This window comes from Novosphingobium sp. HNCC26DJ243 (assembly GCF_057180545.1).
Map to the genome: position 1 here is coordinate 331,126 of NZ_JBXUGN010000004.1, position 22,435 is coordinate 353,560.

Genomic DNA, 22,435 nt, shown 5'->3' on the forward strand with positions numbered 1-22,435 from the left:
TTCCGATGCGCATCGCCATGCTGGCGCCGATCGCCTGGCGCACGCCGCCGCGACACTACGGCCCGTGGGAGCTTGTCACCAGCCTGCTGACCGAGGCGCTCGTCGCGCGGGGTATCGACGTCACGCTGTTCGCGACGCTCGACAGCGAGACGGCCGGAACGCTTGATGGCGTGGTGCCCGCGCCCTATTCGGAGGATGCGTCGATCGATGCAAAAGTGTGGGAGCACCGACACCTCGCACACCTGTTCGGCAAGGCGCACGAGTTCGACCTGATCCACAACCAGGCTGATTTTCCCGCGCACGCCTTTGCGCCTTTCGTGCCGACGCCTATGGTTACGACGATCCACGGTTTTTCGTCCGAACGCATCCTTCCGATGTACAAGCCGTTCGAGGACCGCGTGCAATACGTGGCGATCAGTGAGGCCGACCGCCATCCCGATCTGCGCTACGCCGCGACCATCCACCACGGTATCCGGATCGAGGACTTCGCCTTCGATCCTGTCGGCAGCGAAGATCTGCTGTTCTTCGGGCGCATCCATCCCGACAAGGGCGCCAGCGAGGCAATCGCCGTCGCCAAGGCGACAGGGCGGCGGCTGCATATCTACGGACTGGTTCAGGACGAGGCCTACCATTGCGAGCAGGTCTTGCCGCATGTGGATGGCAAGCGCGTGATCTTCCACGGCCCCGTCGGCGGGTCAGAACGGGTCGCCGCGCTGGGCCGGGCGCGCGCGCTGCTCCACCTGATCAACTTCGACGAGCCTTTCGGCCTGTCCGTCATCGAGGCGATGGCCTGCGGCACGCCGGTAATCGCGATCGGTCGCGGATCGATGCCCGAACTGATCGAACATGGGCGCACGGGCTTCCTGCTGCGAGACACTGGCGAGGCCGTGGCAGCAGTCGAGCATGCAGGTAAACTGGATCGCGCCGAGGTTCGGGCAGAGGCGGCCCGGCACTTTTCGGTGGAGCGGATGGCGCAGGAATACGAGGCGCTTTATCGCCGCATTCTCGGCCATCCAGCCATCTAGGCCCATAGGGCATCGCTTCGGTCAACAGCCGCCAGGACGGCCGCCGGAACAGTCCACGTCAGCCCTTGGCACCAAACGGCGGATTGGCGAAGGTAAGTCCTGCCATCAGGCGTCGAAATCGAGCTCGACATCATCGGTGAATGGCACGGCCTGGCAGGTCAACACATAGCCGCTTGCCAGATCGTCTGCGTTGAGGCCGAAGTTCTGGATCATTTCTACCTTGCCATTCAAGACCTTGGCGCGACAGGTGGCACAGACTCCGGCCTTGCAGGCAAACGGCGCGGGCAGACCTTCGGCCCTCGCGTTGTCGAGAATGGAGCCGCGTTCGGCACTGTATTTGAGCACGCGACGACGGCCGTCGATGTTCACCCGGATCGAGCGTCCCTCTGCCGCCTGTTCAAGCGCGCGGGCGGCATCGCGGCGGGCGGCGCTGAGTTCTCCGACATGGAAACGTTCGATCAGGATGCGCTCCTGCGGCATCCCCGCCGCGCGTAGCGAGGTCTCTACGGCATCCATCATCGGCCCCGGCCCGCAGACAAATGCGGCGTCGATGCCCGATGGCTCGACCAGCGACGTGAGCAGGTCCGCAACTTTCGCCTGATCCAGCCTCCCGTTGAGCAGTTCGAAATCGCCATCCTCGTCTTCGAGGAAATGATGGACCAGCAGGCGGTCAAGGTAGCGGTTCTTCAGGCCAGCAATCTCTTCCAGAAACATCACGCTGTGCGAATTGCGATTGCCGTAGAACAGCAGGAACCGGCTATGCGGCTCGGCCTGCAAGGCGGTCTTGATCATCGACAGAATTGGCGTGATGCCCGAACCGCCAGCAAAACCGGCATAAGTTGCCCTGCGATCAGCTGAGAAACCCCACGTGAAACTGCCATGCGGCGGCATGACGTCAATCGACTGGCCAACTGCGATGTTGTCGTTGGCCCATGTCGAAAAGACTCCGCCGGCGATCTTCTTGATCGCCACGCGCAGTTCGCCGTCATGCGGCGCCGAGCAGATCGAGTAGTTGCGGCGCACGTCTTCGCCGTCGATCATCGCGCGCAGCGTGAGATGTTGGCCGGGCGCGAAGGCGAACTGGCCGTCAAGCTCGGAAGGAACGGCAAGCCTGATAGAGATTGCATCGGCAATCTCCTGGCGAACGTCGGCGACCTTGAGACTGTGGAACATGGCGGTCATGGCGGTTTCCTAGTGACACTTGAATCGGTCGAAGGGCTCCTGGCAGGCGTTGCACTGCCAAAGCGCCTTGCACGGCGTTGATCCGAAACGGGAAATTTCCCGCGTGCTGGTTGATCCACAGCGGGGGCATTCGGCAGGGGGCGCTGTCTTGAGCGAGGCCGCACCGCCGCCCCTTGGCGGGGGCGCGATGCCGTAGGAACGCAGGCGTTCGCGCCCCTCCTCGCTGATCATATCAGTGCTCCAGGCCGGAGACAGGGTGGTACGGATGGAGACTTCGGCCAATCCGGCGCCATCCAGCGCAGCCCGGACCGACATGTGGATCACCTCGGTTGCCGGACAGCCGGTGTATGTGGGCGTGATGACGACCTCGAAGCCCGCATCGTTGGAATCAACACTGCGAACGATGCCCAGGTCGATGACCGAGACCACCGGAATCTCGGGATCGGGAACCACGCGGAGGACCGCGAGAATTCGTTCCAGCGTTGCGAAATCGGGCATGGCCAATGCCTACCAGACGGCCTCTGGATGGGCTCGGGGCAGGACCTGCATTTCGCCCAGCAGCATCGCAAGGTGTTCGGTATGGCGACCCTGGCGGCCTCCTCGAACTTGCCAGACCTGCGCAGGTTCGGGCAAACCCGCACTGGCTAGCACCTGAGCCAGTTTCCGGTCGAATGCGGGGCGCAACGCCGCCCGATCCGGAATAACGCCCGCGGCGACAAGCGCTTGCTGATCGTCGTCCATCGCGAAAAGATCGTCGACGAAGCGCCAGAACCAGTCAAATCCCTCGATCATGCGAAGACGGCTTTCGTCGGTCCCGTCGCCAAGCCGGACGACCCATTCGGCTGCAATCTCGACATGATAGCGCACTTCCTTGAGCGCCTTGCCAGCAATCGCCGCAATCTGATCGTCGGTCGAACCCAGCATGGCTTCGCATGCGAGCTCGCTGTAGAGCGAAAACAGGAGCTGGCGTGCCATGGTGCGTGCAAAATCGCCGTTAGGCTGCTCTGCGAGGAGGCTGTTGAGATAGTCTTCGGCACCACGATGGAACGCTAGCCGATCCGCATCCCGGCCATTGCCTTCCACCGCAGCGGCATGTTCGAGAAACAGCGTGGCCTGGCCGAGCAAATCGAGGGCCAGGTTGGACAGGCTGAGGTCGACTTCGATGGTCGGCCCCCGGCCGGACCATTCGCACAGGCGCTGCGCCATGATGAGACAGTCGTCACCGTATTGCAGCAGCGCGCGGAACAATGGATCGGTCATGGCCGCCTCACATATTCTTTACGGGATCGGGAAGATTGTAGAATGTGGGGTGTCGGTAGATCTTGCTGGCCGCCGGCTCGAACAGGACATCTGCCTTGCCCTGATCGGACGCGATGATCTGATCCGAGCGCACAACCCACAGGCTCACCCCTTCGAGGCGACGCGTGTACGTATCGCGTGCATGGCGCAGCGCGATCTCTCCGTCGGGAGCGTGGATCGAACCGGCGTGCCGGTGTTCGAGGCCACCGCGCGCACGGACGAAAACTTCCCACAAGGGCCAATCGTGATTCATGTGCATCGTTTCCCTGTTCAGGCCGCCTGGGCCATCTTCTTCCTGGCGTAAGCATCTGCCGCTTCGCGCACCCATTCTCCGCCATCCCATGCCGCACGGCGGGCCTGCAGGCGCTCCTTGCTGACAGGACCTTCGCCGCGAACAGCCGCGTTGAACTCCGCCCAATCGATCTTCCCGAAATCGTAATGGCCGCGATCCTCGTTCCATTTCAGGTCCGGATCAGGGATCGTGATGCCAAGCAGTTCGGCCTGGGGAACGGTGGCATCGACGAATTTCTGGCGCAGCTCGTCATTTGTTTCGCGCTTGATCCGCCAACGGATCGATTGTTCGGAGTTGGGCGAATTCGCATCCGAGGGGCCGAACATCATCAGCGAAGGCCACCACCAGCGGTTCATGGCGTCCTGCACCATCGCCTTTTGCGCGTCGGTGCCGGCCATCAATGACAACAGCAGATCGTAGCCCTGGCGCTGGTGGAAGCTTTCTTCCTTGCAGATCTTGACCATGGCCCGGGCGTAGGGACCATAGGAGGTGCGCTGCAACGGGACCTGGTTCATGATGGCTGCACCATCCACCAACCAACCGATGGCACCGATATCGGCCCAGGTCAGCGTCGGATAGTTGAAGATGGTCGAGTACTTGGCGCTGCCTGAGTGCAGGGCCTGGATCATGTCCTCACGGCTCGTCCCCAGCGTTTCTGCTGCGCAATAGAGATAGAGCCCGTGACCGCCCTCGTCCTGAATCTTGGCGAGCAGGATGGCCTTCCGCTTCAGGCTCGGTGCCCGGGTCAGCCAGTTGGCTTCCGGCAGCATGCCCACGATTTCGCTGTGGGCGTGCTGCGAAATCTGGCGCGTCAGCGTGCGGCGATAGGCCTGCGGCATCCAGTCATTCGGCTCGATGAACTCGTCAGCGGCAACGCGGGCTTCAAAGGCCGCCAGCTTTGCCGGATCCTCGGTCATCAACGTGGGGGCATTGTCGGCAGCCTTGCCAAGTTCGGTTGTGTACATCGTGGAATCTCCTGCGCGCAGTCTGTATATAATTTACCGACCGAACGGTCAACTTATTTCAGGTGGCGTTTTCCGCTCGGCGCACGAGGGTCAGACCCGTTCCAGCGCGAGGGCGATTCCTTGTCCGACACCGATGCACATCGTGCAAAGCGCGAGGCGAGCGCCACTGTTCACCAGTTCCTGCGTCGCGCTCTGGACAAGGCGCGCTCCCGACATCCCCAGTGGATGACCCAGGGCGATTGCGCCTCCATTGGGATTCACATGGGCGGCCATGTCCGGCAGGCCCAGCTGGCGCAACACCGCGAGACCTTGCGCGGCAAAAGCCTCGTTGAGTTCGAACACGTCGATATCGCCGACGCCAATACCGAGCCGATCCAGCAGGCGCTGCGTCGCCGGGGCAGGGCCGATGCCCATGATCCGCGGGCTCACGCCAGCCACCGCACAGCCCAGGACTCTCGCACGCGGCACCAGCCCATGACGTTCTACGGCTTTTGCACTGGCTACGATGATCGCGGCGGCACCATCGTTCACGCCGCTCGCGTTGCCGGCGGTCACCGTGCCATTGGGGCGGACGATCGGTCGCAGTTTCGCAAGCGCTTCAATTGTGGTTTCGCGAGGATGCTCGTCATGTTCGACGAGCGTCGGCTCGCCCTTTCGCGAAGGTACGCTGACAGCGACGATTTCCTGCGCGAAGCGGCCCGTTCGCTGCGCATCCGCGGCGCGGCGCTGGCTTTCGCACGCGAAACTGTCCTGGTCGCTGCGCGAGATTGCAAAATCGTCCGCCACGTTTTCGGCCGTTTCGGGCATCGAATCGATACCGTACTCGGCCTTGAGCTGTCTGTTCACAAAGCGCCAGCCAATCGTCGTGTCGTAAACAGCGTTGTTGCGGCTGAATGCGCTCTCGGCCTTTGGCATCACGAAGGGTGCGCGTGACATCGATTCGACGCCGCCCGCGATATAGAGGTCGCCTTCGCCGGCCTTGATCGATCGGGCCGCGAAAGCGACCGCGTCCATGCCTGAGCCGCAAAGGCGATTGAGGGTGGTGCCAGGAGCGCTATCGCCCAATCCGCCAAGCAGCGCGGCCATGCGCGCCACATTGCGGTTGTCTTCTCCGGCCTGATTCGCGCAGCCCATCACGACATCGTCGATCGCTCCTAGAATTCCGGGATTACGCTCGACCAGCGCTCGCAAAGGCACGGCTGCCAGATCGTCGGGCCGGACCGAGGCGAGCGCGCCACCGTAGCGACCGATCGGCGTCCGTGCTGCATCGCAAATATACGCATCCATCATGCTGATAATCCTGCTTCTGAAATGACGGGGTGCCCGAGAGACCGGGAATGTCCCTGAAACTGCGCAATGATTTGTCCGCCGCCTGTGCGGACGGTGACACTGTAGATTCCGCTCCGACCGGCCAGCGCCACCTCGCGCGCCTCGGCGACGAGCTCGTCGCCGACATGGGCCGGCGCGATATGTATTATCGTGGCCGACTGCGAGACCGTCGCGACGTTGCGGCTGTTGCAGGCATAGGCGAAAGCGGTGTCGGCCAGCGCGAACACCATGCCGCCATGCACCGTGCCGTGGCCGTTCGTCATGTCTTCGCGGACGATCATGGCCACGCAGGCACATCCGGGGGAGGCGTGCGTGATTCGCAGATCCCACGCCGCACCCGTGCCTTCCCGGGCAAGAAGCGTTTCGGCAATGGTCTTCGCCAGGCTTTCGCTCATTCCCTCCCCCTCTGGACCCTGCCCGTTGCTGCATTTCGGGCCCGTGCGGCCAAGAGCAGCGATACACGCGGAAAATGGGCTTTACAATAATTGTCTGACCGGGCATTCTATTAAATAAGAACAGCGGCCAGAAACATGGCCAAAGGGAGAAGCAGATGGTCGGGCAGACGATCCTGTCGGAAATCAGGGACGGCGTGGGGAAGGTCACCCTCAACCGTCCCGACCGGCTCAACAGCTTTACCGTGGGAATGCATCGCGAACTGGCCGAAGTCCTGGACGGCTTCGAGACAGATCCTCAAGTTCGCGCCGTGCTCCTCACTGGCGCGGGTCGCGGCTTTTGCGCAGGGCAGGATCTTTCGGACCGGGCCGTGGCGCCGGACAGTTCGGCGGTCGATCTTGGCGAATCAGTCGAGACCTGGTGGTCGCCACTTGTCCGGCGGCTGACTTCCATGCCCAAGCCGGTGGTCTGTGCGGTCAATGGCGTGGCCGCAGGTGCTGGGGCCAACATCGCCTTTGCCTGTGACATCGTGTTTGCCGCGCGTGGCGCCAAGTTCATCCAGTCCTTCGCCAAGATTGGTCTGATTCCGGATTCCGGAGGCACCTGGGTGCTGCCACGCCTGGCAGGTCAGGCCCGTGCGCTTGGACTGGCGCTTACCGGTGAACCGCTCGCGGCCGAGCAGGCCGAACAGTGGGGCATGATCTGGAAATGCGTCGATTCCGAACAGCTGGAGAGCGAGGCTATGGCACTTGCAACCAGTCTTGCGGCCGGTCCGCCGCTCGGACTGGCGGCGACGAAGCAGGCACTGCGGAGCAGCTTCGACCGCACTCTCGATGAATCGCTGACGCTCGAGCGCGATCTGATGCGCGAGCTGGGATTCAGTGACGATTACCGCGAGGGCGTCGCCGCCTTCATGCAGAAGCGCGCGCCGTCCTTCACCGGCCGCTGACCGAAATCACACCAGAGGCACCATGACCAGAATTCTTCAGAACTATTGCCAGGACGCCTGGTATTCCACTCCCGTGCCCGATCACGAGATCCATTCGGCCGTAAATGGCGCGCTGGTTGCACGTGCCGGGAGCGAGGGCATCGTCTTTGCAGATTTGCTGCGACACGCCCGCAGCATCGGTGGTCCGGCACTGCGCAACATGACGTTCCACCAGCGTGCTCAGATCGTGAAGGCGCTCGGCGCGGCCATCATGGCGCGCAAGGAAGAGCTCTATGCGCTCTCTGCGGAAACCGGCGCCACGCGCAGCGACAGCTGGGTGGACATCGAGGGCGGTGCGGGCACGCTTTTTGCCACGTCGTCCAAGGCGCGCCGCGAGCTGCCCGACGATGTTCTTCTGCTGGATGGCGACATGGAGCCGATCGGCAAGACCGGCACGTTCGTGGGTCAGCATATCTACACGTCGCTGCAAGGCGCGGCGGTCACGATCAATGCTTTCAATTTTCCGGTCTGGGGCATGCTCGAGAAGCTCGGTCCGGCGCTGATCGCCGGTGTTCCGGTGATCGTGAAACCCGCCATGCAATCAGCGCAAGTCGCAGAGCACGCTTTTCGCATCATGATCGAGGCAGACGTGCTGCCCAAGGGTGCCCTGCAACTCCTGATCGGCGGGGTCGGCGACCTGCTGGACCACCTGACCTGTCAGGACGTCGTGTCGTTCACCGGATCGGCAGCGACAGCGATAAAGCTTCAGGCCAACCCGGTCATCGCGCGTGAGTCCGTTCGCTTCATCGCCGAGCGGGACTCGATCAACGCCTGCGTGCTGGGCCCGGACGCTGCGCCGGGCACGCCCGAGTTCGACCTCTTCATCAAGGAGGTCGCGCGCGAAATGACGGTGAAGGCCGGGCAGAAATGCACCGCGATCCGCCGCGCTTTCGTGCCCGAGGCTTGGATGGATGCGGCGCAAGAAGCCCTCTGCCTGCGTCTGTCGCGCGTCGTGCCGGGTGATCCTTCGGTCGAGGGCGTCAACATGGGGCCGCTCATCAGCACGGCACAGCTCGCGAACGTGCGGGAAAAGGCCCATCTTCTCGCCAGCGAGGCAAAGCTGGTCTTCGGCACCATCGACTCTGTCGACGCGTGGGGCGATGGGGTGGCAAGCGGCGCATTCATGTCGCCCTTGCTGTTCCGCCACGACGATCCGTTGAACGCCAGGCTTGTGCACGAGACCGAAGCCTTCGGCCCCGTGGCGACCCTGATGCCCTACTCCGATCCCGACCAGGCGATGGCTTTGGCCAACCGCGGGGAAGGCTCGCTCGCCCTGTCCGTGTTCACGCATGACGCAGATGTTGCGAGGCGCTTCGTGCTAACGGTGGGATCGTATCACGGCCGCATCGTGCTGATCGATCGCGACAGCGCCGGGGAATCCACGGGGCACGGTTCACCGCTGCCCATGCTGGTCCATGGCGGGCCGGGCAGGGCCGGCGGCGGCGAGGAGATGGGTGGCGTGCGTGGTGTGAAGCACTTCATGCAGCGCAGCGCCATTCAGGGCAATCCGCGACACCTCAGCCGCCTCGCCAGCGTCTGGCTGCCGGGGGCTCCGCAAGCAGAGGCCACGACGCATCCTTTCCGGCTGCGGATGAGCGAACTGGCAATCGGATACACGCTGCACACGGCGTCGCGACCGATCACGATCGCCGACATCGAACATTTTGCCGAGTTCACCGGCGATACGTTCTATGCCCACATGGACGAAGTTGCCGCCGCCGCCAGCCCGATCTTCGGGGGCCGCGTCGCGCACGGTTATCTGATCCTGTCCTTTGCCGCCGGGCTGTTCGTGGATCCTGCACCTGGGCCGGTGCTTGCCAATTTCGGACTGGAGCGGCTGCGCTTCATCAAGCCGGTCAGTCCGGGAGAGAGCATTAAGGTTGCTCTCACGGTCAAGTCAAAGGCGCTTCGCACGCCTGAAATGGGTGAAGTGCGCTGGGCTGTCGCCGTGACGAATTCGGCCGACGAACTTGTCGCATCCTACGAACTCCTGACGATGAACGCGGTGTAATCATGGGCACGATGGTTTCGGAAGGCGAGCTGCTGGTCAACGAGCGGCTCGATCGCAACGCCCTGGACGCACTCCAGCTCGAACGGCTGCAGGCCAGCGTGCGCGCGTGCTGGGAGGGCAATGCAGCCTATCGCAGCAAATGTGCTGCCGCCGGCATCACGCCCGATGACCTGCATTCGCTCGATGACCTCGCCAGGTTTCCCTTCACGATGAAATCGGACCTGCGGGACAATTATCCGTTCGGGTATTTCTCCCTCCCGATGGACCAGGTTTCGCGTATCCACGCTTCGTCCGGCACGACCGGAAAGCCGACCGTCGTGGGCTATACCCACGAGGACATCCGGACCTGGGCGGGGCTGGTGGCGCGCTCGATCCACGCCGCCGGGGGCCGGCCCGGCATGAAGATCCACGTGGCCTATGGCTATGGGCTGTTCACCGGGGGACTTGGCGCCCACTACGGCGCGGAGGCGCTGGGCTGCACGGTCATTCCCATGTCGGGAGGGCAAACCGAGAAGCAGATACAACTGATCGGCGATTTCAAGCCCGAGATCATCATGGTCACGCCCAGCTACATGTTGACCCTGATCGACGAGATGCGGAAGCGCGGCATCGATCCGCGATCGACCTCGCTAAAGATCGGCATTTTCGGCGCCGAGCCGTGGACCGACGCGATGCGACGGGAAATGGAGCAGGCCACCGGAATCATTGCCGTCGACATTTACGGCCTGTCGGAAGTGATGGGGCCAGGCGTCGCCCAGGAATACGCCGCCACGCGCGATGGGCCAACCATCTGGGAGGATCACTTCCTGCCTGAAGTGATCGATCCCGAGACTGGCGAAGTCTTGCCCGACGGCGAAGAAGGCGAACTGGTGTTCACTTCGCTGACGAAGCAGGCAATGCCGATCATTCGCTATCGCACCCGAGACCTGACACGGCTGCTGCCCGGCACGAACGGACCGATGCGGCGCATCCAGAAGATCGTCGGTCGATCTGACGACATGTTGATCATTCGCGGCGTCAACGTGTTTCCGTCGCAGATCGAGGAGCAGATCCTCAAGGTTGACGGACTTTCCCCACACTACGAAATCGTGATCACGCGCCCCGACCGTATGGACGTGATCGAGCTGAAAGTCGAAGCGCGCGAGACTGCCGGTGAAGCTGCCCGGAAGACCTTGGCGGGTGAACTGTCGCACCTCATCAAGACGATGATCGGTATTTCCACACGGATTGAGGTCTGTCAGCCCGGGACGCTCAAGCGCTTCGAAGGCAAGGCTGCACGCATCACGGACAATCGCCCCAGGAACTGAAAGGGATCGAACATGACGGTCAAGCTGCTCGCTGTTTACAATACACCCGAAGATCCGGCGAAATTCGATGCCCATTACGCGGCCGTCCATCTGCCGCTGGCGCAGGCCATCCCGCACCTGCAGTCGATCTCGGTCGACCGGGTGAGCAACGTCATGCTTGGCAAGCACGACATCTACATGATCGCGACGATGACCTTCGCGGACAAGGCAGCGTTTTCTGCTGCCATGGCCTCGCCAGAAAACCGGGCTGCAGGTTCCGACGTGATGGCCCTGACCGGCGGCCGCGTCTCGCTTCTGGTTGTCGAAGACTGAGCCGGGCAGGCGCGTGCAGGCGCGTTACTGATCCTGCGGTTCAAGGAGAATGACAGTGTGGAACTTCAACACCCTGCATATCGCGGGATCCGACGTCGCGGCCGAGAATGGCGCAATGCTCGAGGTGACAAGCCCTGCCAGTCTCAAGGCGGTCGGGTCCGTTGGCTCGGGTTCAGCCGGTGACATCGACCGGGCGGTCGCTGCAGCTCGCGCCGCATTCGAGGGTGGTGAGTGGCATTCCATGAGCGGCGCACAGCGCGGACGGCTGTTGCATCGCCTGGCCGACCTTGTCGAACGCGACGCGCCCGAACTCGGCGCGATGGACGCACTGGCGATCGGGCGACCAGTCGGCGAGACCCAGATACTCGATCTGCCCAACGCGGTCGCGACGTTCCGGTACTATGCCGGCTGGGCGGACAAGCTTGAGGGTCGCGTGGTGCCAACGCCGGGATACTTCGGGCGCAAGACTCACTCGTTCGTCACTCGTGAGCCGCTGGGCGTGATCGGCATGATCGTGCCGTGGAACACGCCGCTGATGATCCTGGCCTGGAAGTTGGCCCCGGCGCTGGCAGCTGGCTGCACCTGCGTGATCAAGCCGGCGGAACAGACGCCGTTTTCCGCCCTGCGCCTGGCGCAACTGATCATCGAAGCCGGCTTCCCGGCTGGCGTCGTGAACGTCGTTCCGGGCGAAGGGAGCATTGCCGGATCGGCGCTTGCCAGCCACCAGGACGTGGACAAGATCAGCTTCACTGGAAGCCCCGAGACCGGCGCGGCGATCATGCGCGCGGCCGCCTCGAACTTCAAGAAGGTGGCACTGGAACTTGGCGGCAAATCCCCGCAGATCCTGTTTGCCGATTGCGACTTGTCCAGCGCGATCCAGGGCTGCGCCATGGGTCTCTTCTTCAACCAGGGGCAGGTCTGCGCAGCGGGCACGCGCATTTTCGTGCATCGCTCGATCGTGAGCAAGTTTACAGAAGCTTTTGCCGGGGTCGCGAGCGGGATCACGGTCGGAGATCCGGCCGTCGCAGAAGTCGGCATGGGAGCACTTGCCACGCGCGGGCAGTTCGACCGGGTAGATCGCTATGTGAAGGCCGGAATTGCCGATGGCGCGCGCATGATCACCGGCGGCCCGGTTGAGGGGCAGGATGGATACTTCTACCGTCCGACCCTGTTTGACGGCGTGCAGCAGGACATGAAGATCGTGGCCGAGGAAATCTTCGGTCCGGTTGGCTGCATCATCCCGTTCGACGACGACGCCGAGGCCGTGCGCGGTGCCAATGCAACGGTTTATGGCCTTGCCGCCACGATCTGGACCAGCGATCTCAGCCGCGCGCTGACTACGGCCAGTCAGATCCGCGCCGGCGCCGTTTCGGTAAACGGATGGGCCACGATCGACCCGGCGCTGCCCTGGGGCGGTTTCAAGTCCAGCGGCATCGGCCGCGAGCTGGGCATCAGCGGCATCGACGCCTGCACCGAAGAAAAGGTCACAACGCTCGTTCTTTGACCGCTACCTGCTCGGGGCGAGCCTTGCGACGAGAAAGTCGATGAACAGGCGGGCTCGCCGCGACAGGAAGCTTGTCGGAGGGTAAACGATCGATACCTCGACCGGCGGCAGGTAGTAGTCGGTCAGCAGGCGCTTCATGCTTCCCTCTGCGGTGTGCTCGGCGCAGAGCCACGACGGCACGATGCCGATGGCCAGGGCCTTGCGCGCAAAATCGTAGACCGTCTGGACGTCGTTCGTCTCGACGGTGCCGTTCACGCGGATGCGCTGACGCCCATCGTCAGAATCGAAGTCGACGATATCGCGGCCCAGTTCGGTCGGAACCATCACCGTATGGTTTTCAAGATCGAGCGGAACCTGCGGCTCGCCATGGCGAGCGAGATATTCCGGGCTGCAGACCACCTGCCGCGGGTAGATCCTGAGTGTCCGCTTGATCAGCGACATTGTCGAGGGCACCGATGTGGTAATCGTCAGATCGTGCTGATCGGGTGCCAGGTGCTGGGCATTGTCCACCATCGTCACCTTGAGCGTCAGCGCGCCATGAAGCGCCAGGAATTCAGGCACCAGCGGCATGATGCGCATGCGGCCGAAATCGGCGGGCATGGCCAGTCGCAGCTCCCCGTCCAGATCGGGAGTCTGCCCTGCTGCCGACGCGCGCACGGCCTTGAGCGATTCCAGCAGTTGCTCGACATGCTCGCTCAAGCGGTTTGCTTCGATAGTGGGTGATACGCTTCGCGTGTTGCGCACGAACAGTTGCAGCTGGAATGCCTGTTCCAGCGAGGCGATGTGCTTGCTGACGGTAGACTGCGAAATGCCCATCTTGCGTGCGACCGCGGAAAAATTGCGGTGCTGCAAAAGGAGTGCGAAAGCGGTGTAGGCTTCGATGCTGTCCATTGATTAATTCCAAATGGAATATGTCATATCCCGAAATGGAAATTTACGACTGAACGATCGGTCGGTAAACCCCTTTTAGCAAGAGAATCGAGAGGAGTTGGCAATGTCGAAGCGAATTGGCATCATCGGGTCGGGGACCGCCGGGCTGCATCTCGGTCTCTATCTCCAACAAAATGGCGTCGACGCCACCATCTTCAGCGACAAGACGCCCGAGCAGATTGCTTCGGGACGCTTGCTCAACACCGTGGCGCATCACGCAACCACGATCGCCAGCGAGACGGCGCTGGGCGTGAACCATTGGCCGACTGACCAGATGGGCTACTTTGGCCACTATTATTACATCGGAACGCCTCAGCCGCTCGAGTTCTACGGCGAACTCCGCAATCCGAGCCGCGCGGTCGATTATCGCATCTACCAGCCCGCCCTGATGCGCGATTTCGAAAGCCGCGGCGGCAAGATCGTCTATGGCGAAATCGAGCACGACGATGTTGCGACGCTGGGCGAGCAGTTCGACCTACTGGTCGTTTCGACCGGCAAGGGACCGCTGGGTCGCATGTTCGATCCTGATCCGACGCACTCGCCGTTCGATCGCCCGCAGCGGGCGCTGTGCTGCGGTCTGTTCAAGGGCATTGCCGAGCCCGCGACCCGGGCCGTCACGATGTACTTCGCCCCCGGCATGGGCGAGATGATCGAAATTCCGACCTACTCGTTCGGCGGCATGGTCACCGCCCTGGTGATCGAGAACCACATCGGTGCCGAACTGGAAGTGCTTTCCAAGACCCGCTACGAAGATGACCGCGAGGCTTTCCTCGACCTTCTCTTCGAAAAGCTGCAGAAGTTCTATCCCACCTGCGCGGAACGCATCAACCGGGATGAATTCGATCTCGCCAACGGAGCGCTCGATCTTCTGCAGGGTGCGGTCACGCCAACTGTCCGCAAGACGAACGCATTCCTTGACAACGGGACGCTGGCGGTAGCGCTGGGCGACGTTCACGCCGTGGTCGATCCGGTGCTGGGGCAGGGGGCGAATGCCGCATCCTACGCTGCCATCCGGCTTGGCGAACAGATCCTGGCCAATGAAGTGTTCGACGCCCGGTTCGTCGAGAAGCTCGATGCCGCGCGGTCCGACCGTGTTCTGGCCGCCACCCGCTGGACCAACTTCATGCTGCGCCACCTCAAGGAAGGCTCTCCCGAACTGATGCAGTTCATCGGCGCCATCTCGCAGCACCCATCGATGGCCGACGAATTCACGACCAATTTTGACGCACCGGACAAGCAGTGGGATTGCTTCGCCAGTGCCGAACGCACGGTCTCGTGGATCGGGGCGCGCATGCCGGCTGAAACCCTCCCCGAAGCGGTCGCAGCTTGAATGCAGGCGTGCCTGAACTCCGTGAATGGAAGGCTGGACGTGTCGTGACCACCCTTGCGCAAAATGCCCCGCCGGAGCCGGTCCGTGCAGTTCCGCTTGACGAGTTTCGCCAGGCGCTCGGCCAACTCGCCGCTGGTGTCAGCGTGATCGCCACCGCGCTTGACGGCGATCGCCGGGGTGTCACAGCCACGGCGGTCTGTTCGGTCACCGATTCACCCGGAACGATCCTCGCTTGCGTCAATCGCAACACCGGCACGGGCCGCATGATCGCGGACGCCGGCCACTTCTCGGTCAACGTTCTGGCCACGGCGCAAGAGCAGATCGCCAGGGTCTTTGCCGGGATGGACGGGCTGAGCGGGGCCGACCGCTTCAGGCATGGCGACTGGCGGGATACAAGCAATGCAGGCGTCCCCTTCCTCGAAGGCGCGCTCGTCAACCTCGAATGCCGGGTTTCGCACATGCATGCCGTGGGATCGCACGATGTATTCTTCGGCGAGGTGCAGCAGATCCGGCGAAGCGAAGCACGACCGCTGATCTATTTCGCTCGCGAATTTCACGAACCGAAAGTGCGTCAGGCAAGTTGAGTTCGCACAAGAAAATATAAATAAAACAATTAATAATAACGAGAGGGAACGGAGATGGCACAGGATATTTCGGACGCAGGAATAACGCCCGCCGCAATCGCATTGCGCCGGACAATGGTCGGTCATGGTGCCCTGATGATTTTCATGGCACTGGTCGGCGGCCTGGGGCTCTGGATCTTCCTGCTTGGCGGGTTCGAGATCGTGCCGGGCCATATCATCAGCATCAACCTTCCGGGTTCGGAAGCCGGCTGGCAGCGTGCCCACACTGGGCCAGTGATGAACGGCCTGATGGTCATCGGCGTTGCGTTCATCCTGCCCCTGCTCGACTTTTCGGAGAAGACAGCGAGCCGCCTTGGCTGGATCATCTTGCTTGATGGCTGGTCCAACACCGGCTTCTACTTCTTCGGCAACTTTTCACCGAACCGGGGGCTGGCATTCGCGTCGAGCCGCATGGGAGAGGCCGACATTTTCAGCTTCCTTGCACTCGCACCCGCTTACCTCTTCGGCGTGCTGGCCATGATTGCACTGATCATGATCGGCTTTGCGGCGATCCGGCAAGCCCGACGCAACTAATCCTGCGAAGTGAGCCTGATGCTTCTCAAAGCACAGACGAACTTCCATACCTGTTTAATTAACCGTCTGGTCGATTAACCAATCGATCATCACACTCAACCACAAATGCGTCCGGAACACCGGATCGTGCAAATGGGGAGGAAAAAATGAAAAATACTCGCTTCATCCGTCGCCTGGTGTCGACAGTCTCGCTTGTTCCGCTCGCCATCAGTGCAGGGGCCGCGCATGCCGAGGACGTTCAGGCAGCGCCCGCAGACAGTACATCTGCCGCAACTCAGCCGGAAGCTCCGGTTGCCTTCGGTGACATCGTCGTGACGGCGCAAAAGCGCAGCCAGCGCACGCAGGACATCGGCCTGTCGATCTCGGCTTTCGGCACCGAACAGCTCAAGCAGGCCAACGTCCGGACCGTGTCCGACATCGCCACGCTGGTCCCCGGTTTCACTGTCGCAAAGTCGTTCCGCGGCCCGCCGATCTACACTCTGCGCGGCGTCGGCTTCAACACGCCGAACATGTCGACCTCATCGCCCGTCGGCGTCTATCTCGACGAAGTGGCCTACCCCTATCCGATCATGACAGAAGGGCTGTCCTTCGATCTTGAGCGTGTCGAAGTGCTCAAGGGCCCGCAAGGGACACTCTATGGCCGCAACACCACGGGTGGCCTGGTAAACCTCATCGCGCGCAAGCCGACCTCGGAGAATTCGGGTGAAGTGAGGCTCAACTACGGCAGCTACGAGTCCTATGGCGTCGACGGGTTCATCAACGGCGGCATTGCGCCCAACCTCGACGGTCGTCTCGCCTTCTCCATCCAGAAGGCCGACAAGGGCTGGCAGGAAAGCGTTTCGCGCCCGGGCGACAGGCTGGGCAAGGTAGACAAGGCGGCCGCGCGCCTGTCGCTGGCATGGGAACCTTCTTCCAGCGCCCGCTTCCTCGCCACGGTCAACTGGTGGCGCGACAATTCCGATACCCAAGCAGCGCAGGCAATCGCAGTTCTGCCCAAGGGCTACATCGCGTTCTTTGGCCACACCACCGTGGAGCAGTGGAAAGCCGATGCCGTGGCCTTCAACGTGCCGCCGCAGATCTTCGATCAGGCCTATACCCCGACAAAGGCCACACAGGCCAACTGGGTTGCGCAGAACCTGCCTTGGGGAGGCACCGTCGGCGGAAAGAACTGGACGCCCGCACCGCTCGACTTCCGCAAGCAGAACGAAATGATCTCGGGTGCCCTTCGCGCCGAATTCGATCTGACGGACAAGATCACCCTGACCAGCCTTACCAACTATTCGGACCTTAAGCGCCGCGAGGGCACCGATGCGGCCGGCTGGGAAATCGAAAACGCGATCTTCGCCGCACGCAGCAGCCTAAAGTCGTTCTCGCAGGAGTTTCGCCTCACTGGCAAGAGCGGCGACCTGAACTGGATCGCCGGGCTGTTCTACGCCCACGACAAGATCCAGGAAAACGACCGCAGCTGGGGAGCCTCGATCAGCACCGTGTCGCTTGTCCGTTCTTTCGGTGCACTTACCGCTCCTCCGACCCTGACGACAGCCCAACGCGAGGACATCATCTGGGGCTTCCGTGACTGGGCGAACACGATCGATGAAAAGGTGACCTCCAAAGCCTTGTTCGGACAGGCCGAATACAAGGCCACCGATCGTTTTTCGGTCACGCTCGGTCTGCGCTACACCAAGGACAATACCACCTTCGCTGGCTGCTCGCGCGATCAGGGCGACAATTCGATCGCCGCTTCGTGGAATGCCTTCTTCAACTATGCCACGCCGTTCGGTGCCAACGTGCCTCCCGGCGGCTGCGTGACGTACCTGGCGGCGCTCGTTCCGTTCGGCAACAATCAGCAGGGCGTGGTGCGCAAGACGCTCGACGAGAAGAACCTCTCCGGCCGCCTCGGTCTCGACTTCCGCGTCAACAGCAACGTGCTGATCTATGCCTCGGCCGCGCGCGGGTTCAAGTCCGGTGCCTTCCCGAACATCGACGCGAACGTGGCACCCCAGTACGATCCGGCGCGTCAGGAAGAGGTCCGGGCCTACGAAGCCGGTTTCAAGACCAACCCTGCGCCCGGCTTCCGCGTCAACGGTGCCGTGTTCTACTATGACTACCGCGACAAGCAGCTGTTCGTGAACACGCCTGACCCGGTCTATGTCACGCTCAACAGCATCAAGAACATCCCCGAATCGCACATCTTCGGGCTTGAGGGCGATGTGGCCATTCCGATGGGCGATGCCATCGACCTGCAACTGGCCGCGACCTACATCGATGCCAAGATCGACAAGTACCAGGGCTTCAACGACTTCGGCGTGGCGCGCGATTTCAAGGGCGCAAGCTTCCCGTTCACGCCCAAGGTCCAGGCAAGCGCGACGGTCAATTACCGTTTTGAACTCTCGGACAAGATCAGTGGCCGCTTCAGCCTTTCCGGGCGCTACACCAGCAAGGCGCGCGGCGATCTCGAAGGCGACCGGCTGTTCAAGATAGACGAATACACGCTCTTCGATGCCAGCCTCAATCTGGCAAACAGCGGCGACGGCTATGAAGTCGAGCTGTTCGTCAAGAACATCGGCAACAAGTATTACTGGAACAGCGTGCAATTGAACCAGGACAGCCTTGTTCGCTACGCCGGCATGCCCCGCACCTGGGGAGTTTCTGCCACCAGAAAGTTCTGATCCACCCTCCGGGGAATGCGACTGCGCCATCCGGGTGATCCATCCGGGTGGCGCTTTTTTTCGTGGCGTGCTCCAACCAGCAGGCCGCACGTGGTAGCTACAGGTGGCTCGACGGGCGACCAAGCCCGTTGCCGACTAGCCCGTACGGAAAATTGTCCCGACCCGTGCGCTTGACGGGTGTTTTTGCGGTCGCGGTACTGCTAGTTGTAACCGTGCTCCGCGTCGCATTCCCATGGAGGCAGCGCCGGTCGCCATGCGTTAGGGACTGATGGTAGATGGCAAGAACACAGGCGGCAGATTACGAAGAACGCCGCGAAGCGATTGTTGAGAAGGCTGCGGTCCTGTTCGCTGAAAAAGGCTTTCTCGGCACCTCGGTGTCTGAGATCGCAAAGGCATGTGACGCGTCCAAGTCTTTGCTTTACCATTACTATCCGTCAAAAGAAGATGTTCTGTATGCGGTTATGGTGTCGCACATCGACAGGCTGGTCGCGATCGTCGCCGAGGAACTGGACCGCGAGGCCGATGCCAAGGACCGCCTGCATTCCTTGCTAGTCCGGTTCATGGAAGAATATGTTGATGCTTCGTCGAGGCAGAAAGTCCTTCTGAACGAACTGCTCAACTTGCCTGACGACCGGCGGAGCAGCATTGTGGCCAAGCAGCGGCAAATTCTTGATGCCTTCCAGGCCATCGTTTGCGAGATCAGGCCCGATCTGGCGACGGACAAGGCGAGGGGCCGGTCATTGACGATGCTCCTGTTCGGCATGATAAACTGGACCGGCAATTGGTTCGATCCTGCCGGAGCGCTCGCCTCGCGTGACATTGCTGACATGGCGAACGCCCTGATCGTGAGGTAGACAGGCCGTCGGCTGCCCCTTTAGGACCGGACTCTTTCTTGAACAGTTCCCCGCCGATTCCGAAGAAGCGCGGCGCGCCGGCCAAGGTCGACGAGAAATCATGGATTCGCGCGGCGCAGAAGGTCCTGGCCCGCCAAGGGGTCGACGCAGTCCGCATCGACAGTCTGGCGCGGCAACTCGGCATCTCGCGAGGGAGTTTCTACTGGCACTTCGCCAATCGCGATGCCCTTCTGGGCTGTATTCTCGAGCAATGGCGCCAGACCTCGACGCTTGCCTTGATAGAACGGCTCGAGGCAAGGCCCCTCGCTCCGTTCGAGCGCTTGCGCTCGCTCATCGCGATCGCCTTCGACCGCAGCGAGAAGGATCCGGGCCAACTGGTCGAGTTCGCGATCCGGCAATGGGGGCGGTCCGATCCTCGCGCCCGGCAGGCGCTTGACGAGGTAGACGGGTTGAGGCTGCGCTACTTCGCCCGGCTGTTTGCGGAGATGGGTTTCGATGAGGAGGCTGCCCGGACCCGAGCGAGGCTGGCGAACAGCTTCATGCGCGTCGCGCCCACGTTTCCCGATCAACGCGGCGCGCAGGATATCGTCGATGCAATCGTCGTTCTTGCCGAAGGACGCATCGCCGACTGACCCAGTCATCCAGGCTCGCGCGCTGCCTTGGCCGCTGACCCTTCCAGCCCTGCCAGAAGCTTTTCCGATCCTGGGATGACCATCTGAAACAGGGAATCGACGCTGGTATAATCGTAATAGCCAAGACGGGCGATTGGCCGTGCACGCAGGATATCGATGCGACCGTCTTCGGCCAGGAAGGCATCCTCGACATGAACGCCGATAACCTGGCCGAACACGACGTCCACCGTGCCCATGACGCCTTCACCGGGCAGTCGGACCGTCTGCAGATATCGACATTCGAAGCGAACCGGCGAGTCCTTGACCAGTGGCGCCGAGATCCTGAGCGCTTCGATCTTTGCAAGGTTGGCCAGACCGAATTCGTCTTGTCCATGGGGAACTTCCTGGGCCGACAGATTGACTGCCTCGCGCAGATCCCAGGTCGCCATGTTCCAGCCGAACACGCCGGTTTCTTCGGCGTTGATCACGCTGTCCTTGCGCTTGCCTTCGGTGGTCTGGTTGGCCGAGAACATCACCATCGGCGGCGCGAAACTGACGTTTGTGAACTGGCTGTAGGGAGCAAGGTTGTCGACGCCATCGCGCGAGCGCGTCGAAATCCAGCCAATCGGTCGAGGCACGACGCAAGACTTGAACGGATCATGCGGCAGTCCGTGTTCGGATCTGCCCGGTTCGTAGAACATCAGCCACTTCCTCCCCTGTCGGCGCCTGGCACTTTGCGTACCTGTCACGCGATCGCTTTCGCTGTCCGGCCCCGACTTCGAACGGCCTTGCTCTCATGCCATGATGGGGAGAGCCTGCCGATGCAATTCTACCTTTACAGGCGCCTTTCGATTAACATACATTTGTGTATGGTATTAAGCAACCGGCATGGCAAGCTGGGTGGGCAGGAGAGATCAGGCGTGAGTGCATCATTGCATCTCGAAGACGGCGCTGCGGCGCAGTTCGACACCGGCAGGAAGCGATCCGAAGGCGACCAGGGCCAATGCCCGGTCAGCCATGTCGCGGCGCAATTCACACCCTTCGATCGCCCGTTCCTTGACGATCCCTACCCTTTCCTTGCTACCGCCCTGCGCGAAGAGCCCGTCTTCTACAGTCCCGAGATCGATTACTGGGTGGTGACGCGTTACGACGACGTGCGCCAGATTTTCCAGGATCCATCCACCTGGAGCGCCGCCATCACCCTGAGCGCGGTCACGCCGATGTCGCCCCAGGTGCTTCAGCGCCTGCGCGAAAGCGGCTTTCGGATGAACCCCGTTCTCACCAATCTTGATCCGCCGGAACATGCGCGCATTCGCAGACATGCCACCAACGCCTTCAGCACGCGCCACGTTGCCGATGCCGAGCCATGGATTCGCGATCTTGCCGACGGCTTCATCGACAAGCTTCTGGCAAAGAGCCCCGATGAATCAGGGGTTCGCCGCGCGGACATGGTCAGCGAGTTTGCCTATGACCTTCCGGCGCACGTCGGGATGCGCTTCGTCGGCGTCCCGGACGATCGTGTCCCCGACGTCAAGGCGTGGACCGCAAACCGGGTCCGGTTAACCTGGGGCCGGTGCAGCGAAAGCGAACAGTGGGACGAGGCCGAGGGCCTGATCGCCATGTGGAAGTTCTGCGAGGACCATGTTGACGCCATGATGCGCGAGGACTCCGACAGCTTTCTCGGCGATCTGGTGCGCTATCATCGCGAAAACCCTGCCGATCTGTCGACCAACGAGATCGCGAGCATGCTCTTCACCATGCTGGTCGCGGGGCACGAGACGACGTCCAACGTCGTTGCCAGCTCGCTCCACACGCTCCTGAGCGATCGCCGCTTGTGGGAGCGCCTCGTGGCGGAACCGCAGATCATCCCCCAGGCGGTCGAGGAGATGTTGCGCTATCGCCCGTCGGTAACCAGTTGGCGACGCGTAGCCACATGCGACACCACATTGCGTGGCCATCGCATTCCAGCTGGCTCGCGCATGCTTCTGATGCTGGCGGCGGCCAATCACGATCCCGAGCAATTTCCTGATCCTGACAACGTCGATCTGTGCCGGGCCAACGCCAAAAGGCATCTCGCCTTTGGCCACGGCGTTCATCTATGCGTGGGCGCAGGGCTGGCACGGCTCGAGATCAAGGTTTTTCTCGAACAGCTGGTAAAGCGGATGCCAGGCATGAAGATCGATCGCGATCAGGTGTTCAATTACGAACCCAGCCTGTCATTCCGCGGCCCCTCGGCCGTGCACGTGCACTGGTAGACCTCGAACGCAGGTGCGTTGG

Annotated in this window: 22 protein-coding genes; 13 read left to right on the top strand and 9 right to left on the bottom strand. The window is 62.1% G+C overall.

The window, feature by feature from the left end; all coding sequences use genetic code 11:
- The first annotated feature begins 5 nt into the window (after positions 1-5).
- Positions 6-1,025, top strand: coding sequence for a glycosyltransferase family 4 protein (locus tag AC2A04_RS14065; RefSeq protein WP_484212980.1), 1,020 nt, complete (start codon positions 6-8; stop codon positions 1,023-1,025).
- Positions 1,026-1,130: 105 nt separating this feature from the next.
- Here the strand turns inward: AC2A04_RS14065 and paaE are convergent, their stop codons facing one another.
- The 7 genes from paaE to paaI all read right to left on the bottom strand — a co-directional run bounded on the left by paaE (position 1,131) and on the right by paaI (position 6,487).
- On the bottom strand, positions 1,131-2,207 hold the full coding sequence (gene paaE, locus AC2A04_RS14070) for a 1,2-phenylacetyl-CoA epoxidase subunit PaaE (RefSeq protein ID WP_484212981.1): 1,077 nt from the start codon (positions 2,205-2,207) through the stop codon (positions 1,131-1,133).
- Positions 2,208-2,216: 9 nt separating this feature from the next.
- Entirely contained in the window at positions 2,217-2,705 is a 489-nt protein-coding gene (gene paaD / locus AC2A04_RS14075) for a 1,2-phenylacetyl-CoA epoxidase subunit PaaD (protein WP_484212982.1), read from the bottom strand.
- 9 nt (positions 2,706-2,714) lie between these two features.
- Entirely contained in the window at positions 2,715-3,467 is a 753-nt protein-coding gene (paaC, locus tag AC2A04_RS14080) for a 1,2-phenylacetyl-CoA epoxidase subunit PaaC (protein WP_484212983.1), read from the bottom strand.
- 7 nt (positions 3,468-3,474) lie between these two features.
- Positions 3,475-3,759, bottom strand: coding sequence for a 1,2-phenylacetyl-CoA epoxidase subunit PaaB (gene paaB, locus AC2A04_RS14085; RefSeq protein WP_484212984.1), 285 nt, complete (start codon positions 3,757-3,759; stop codon positions 3,475-3,477).
- A gap of 17 nt (positions 3,760-3,776) precedes the next feature.
- Entirely contained in the window at positions 3,777-4,763 is a 987-nt protein-coding gene (gene paaA / locus AC2A04_RS14090) for a 1,2-phenylacetyl-CoA epoxidase subunit PaaA (protein WP_484212985.1), read from the bottom strand.
- A 90-nt stretch (positions 4,764-4,853) separates the two neighbouring features.
- Positions 4,854-6,053, bottom strand: a complete 1,200-nt coding sequence (gene pcaF, locus AC2A04_RS14095) for a 3-oxoadipyl-CoA thiolase (protein ID WP_484212986.1) — start codon at positions 6,051-6,053, stop codon at positions 4,854-4,856.
- Positions 6,050-6,487 (bottom strand): hydroxyphenylacetyl-CoA thioesterase PaaI, encoded by a 438-nt coding sequence (paaI, locus tag AC2A04_RS14100; RefSeq protein WP_484212987.1) that lies wholly within the window; start codon positions 6,485-6,487, stop codon positions 6,050-6,052. Before paaI ends, pcaF begins: the two co-directional genes overlap by 4 nt.
- A gap of 155 nt (positions 6,488-6,642) precedes the next feature.
- Between paaI and paaG the strand changes: the two genes are divergently transcribed.
- The 5 genes from paaG to AC2A04_RS14125 are packed head-to-tail and all read left to right on the top strand — an operon-like array spanning position 6,643 to position 12,607.
- Complete coding sequence (gene paaG / locus AC2A04_RS14105; protein WP_484212988.1) at positions 6,643-7,434, top strand: 2-(1,2-epoxy-1,2-dihydrophenyl)acetyl-CoA isomerase PaaG; 792 nt, start codon at positions 6,643-6,645, stop codon at positions 7,432-7,434.
- 22 nt (positions 7,435-7,456) lie between these two features.
- Positions 7,457-9,484, top strand: a complete 2,028-nt coding sequence (gene paaZ, locus AC2A04_RS14110; protein ID WP_484212989.1) for a phenylacetic acid degradation bifunctional protein PaaZ — start codon at positions 7,457-7,459, stop codon at positions 9,482-9,484.
- A 2-nt stretch (positions 9,485-9,486) separates the two neighbouring features.
- A complete protein-coding gene (gene paaK, locus AC2A04_RS14115) occupies positions 9,487-10,791 on the top strand; it encodes a phenylacetate--CoA ligase PaaK (RefSeq protein ID WP_484212990.1) in 1,305 nt (434 codons plus the stop codon).
- Positions 10,792-10,803: 12 nt separating this feature from the next.
- Positions 10,804-11,103, top strand: coding sequence for an EthD family reductase (locus AC2A04_RS14120; protein ID WP_484212991.1), 300 nt, complete (start codon positions 10,804-10,806; stop codon positions 11,101-11,103).
- A gap of 49 nt (positions 11,104-11,152) precedes the next feature.
- A complete protein-coding gene (locus AC2A04_RS14125) occupies positions 11,153-12,607 on the top strand; it encodes an aldehyde dehydrogenase family protein (protein WP_484212992.1) in 1,455 nt (484 codons plus the stop codon).
- A gap of 3 nt (positions 12,608-12,610) precedes the next feature.
- Here AC2A04_RS14125 and AC2A04_RS14130 read toward each other — a convergent pair whose 3' ends face one another.
- A complete protein-coding gene (locus AC2A04_RS14130) occupies positions 12,611-13,498 on the bottom strand; it encodes a LysR family transcriptional regulator (protein ID WP_484212993.1) in 888 nt (295 codons plus the stop codon).
- A gap of 103 nt (positions 13,499-13,601) precedes the next feature.
- On the opposite strand from AC2A04_RS14130, the gene styA reads away from it, so the two are divergent.
- The 6 genes from styA (at position 13,602) to AC2A04_RS14160 (ending at position 20,179) form a co-directional block, all read left to right on the top strand.
- Positions 13,602-14,867 (top strand): styrene monooxygenase subunit StyA, encoded by a 1,266-nt coding sequence (styA, locus tag AC2A04_RS14135; protein WP_484212994.1) that lies wholly within the window; start codon positions 13,602-13,604, stop codon positions 14,865-14,867.
- An 8-nt stretch (positions 14,868-14,875) separates the two neighbouring features.
- Positions 14,876-15,451, top strand: coding sequence for a flavin reductase family protein (locus AC2A04_RS14140; RefSeq protein WP_484212995.1), 576 nt, complete (start codon positions 14,876-14,878; stop codon positions 15,449-15,451).
- Between the two features lie 54 nt (positions 15,452-15,505).
- Positions 15,506-16,024, top strand: coding sequence for a styrene-oxide isomerase StyC (styC, locus tag AC2A04_RS14145; RefSeq protein ID WP_484212996.1), 519 nt, complete (start codon positions 15,506-15,508; stop codon positions 16,022-16,024).
- Positions 16,025-16,170: 146 nt separating this feature from the next.
- Positions 16,171-18,693: a TonB-dependent receptor gene (locus tag AC2A04_RS14150; protein ID WP_484212997.1), complete on the top strand. Its 2,523-nt coding sequence runs from the start codon at positions 16,171-16,173 to the stop codon at positions 18,691-18,693.
- A 275-nt stretch (positions 18,694-18,968) separates the two neighbouring features.
- The gene (locus AC2A04_RS14155; RefSeq protein ID WP_484212998.1) at positions 18,969-19,547 is read left to right on the top strand and encodes a TetR/AcrR family transcriptional regulator; all 579 of its coding nucleotides are present in this window, start codon (positions 18,969-18,971) and stop codon (positions 19,545-19,547) included.
- A 38-nt stretch (positions 19,548-19,585) separates the two neighbouring features.
- The gene (locus AC2A04_RS14160; RefSeq protein ID WP_484212999.1) at positions 19,586-20,179 is read left to right on the top strand and encodes a TetR/AcrR family transcriptional regulator; all 594 of its coding nucleotides are present in this window, start codon (positions 19,586-19,588) and stop codon (positions 20,177-20,179) included.
- A gap of 5 nt (positions 20,180-20,184) precedes the next feature.
- Here AC2A04_RS14160 and AC2A04_RS14165 read toward each other — a convergent pair whose 3' ends face one another.
- Positions 20,185-20,859: a flavin reductase family protein gene (locus AC2A04_RS14165; RefSeq protein ID WP_484213000.1), complete on the bottom strand. Its 675-nt coding sequence runs from the start codon at positions 20,857-20,859 to the stop codon at positions 20,185-20,187.
- Positions 20,860-21,078: 219 nt separating this feature from the next.
- Here AC2A04_RS14165 and AC2A04_RS14170 point away from each other — a divergent pair, with 219 nt between their 5' ends.
- Entirely contained in the window at positions 21,079-22,413 is a 1,335-nt protein-coding gene (locus AC2A04_RS14170) for a cytochrome P450 (RefSeq protein WP_484213001.1), read from the top strand.
- Positions 22,414-22,435 lie beyond the last annotated feature (22 nt).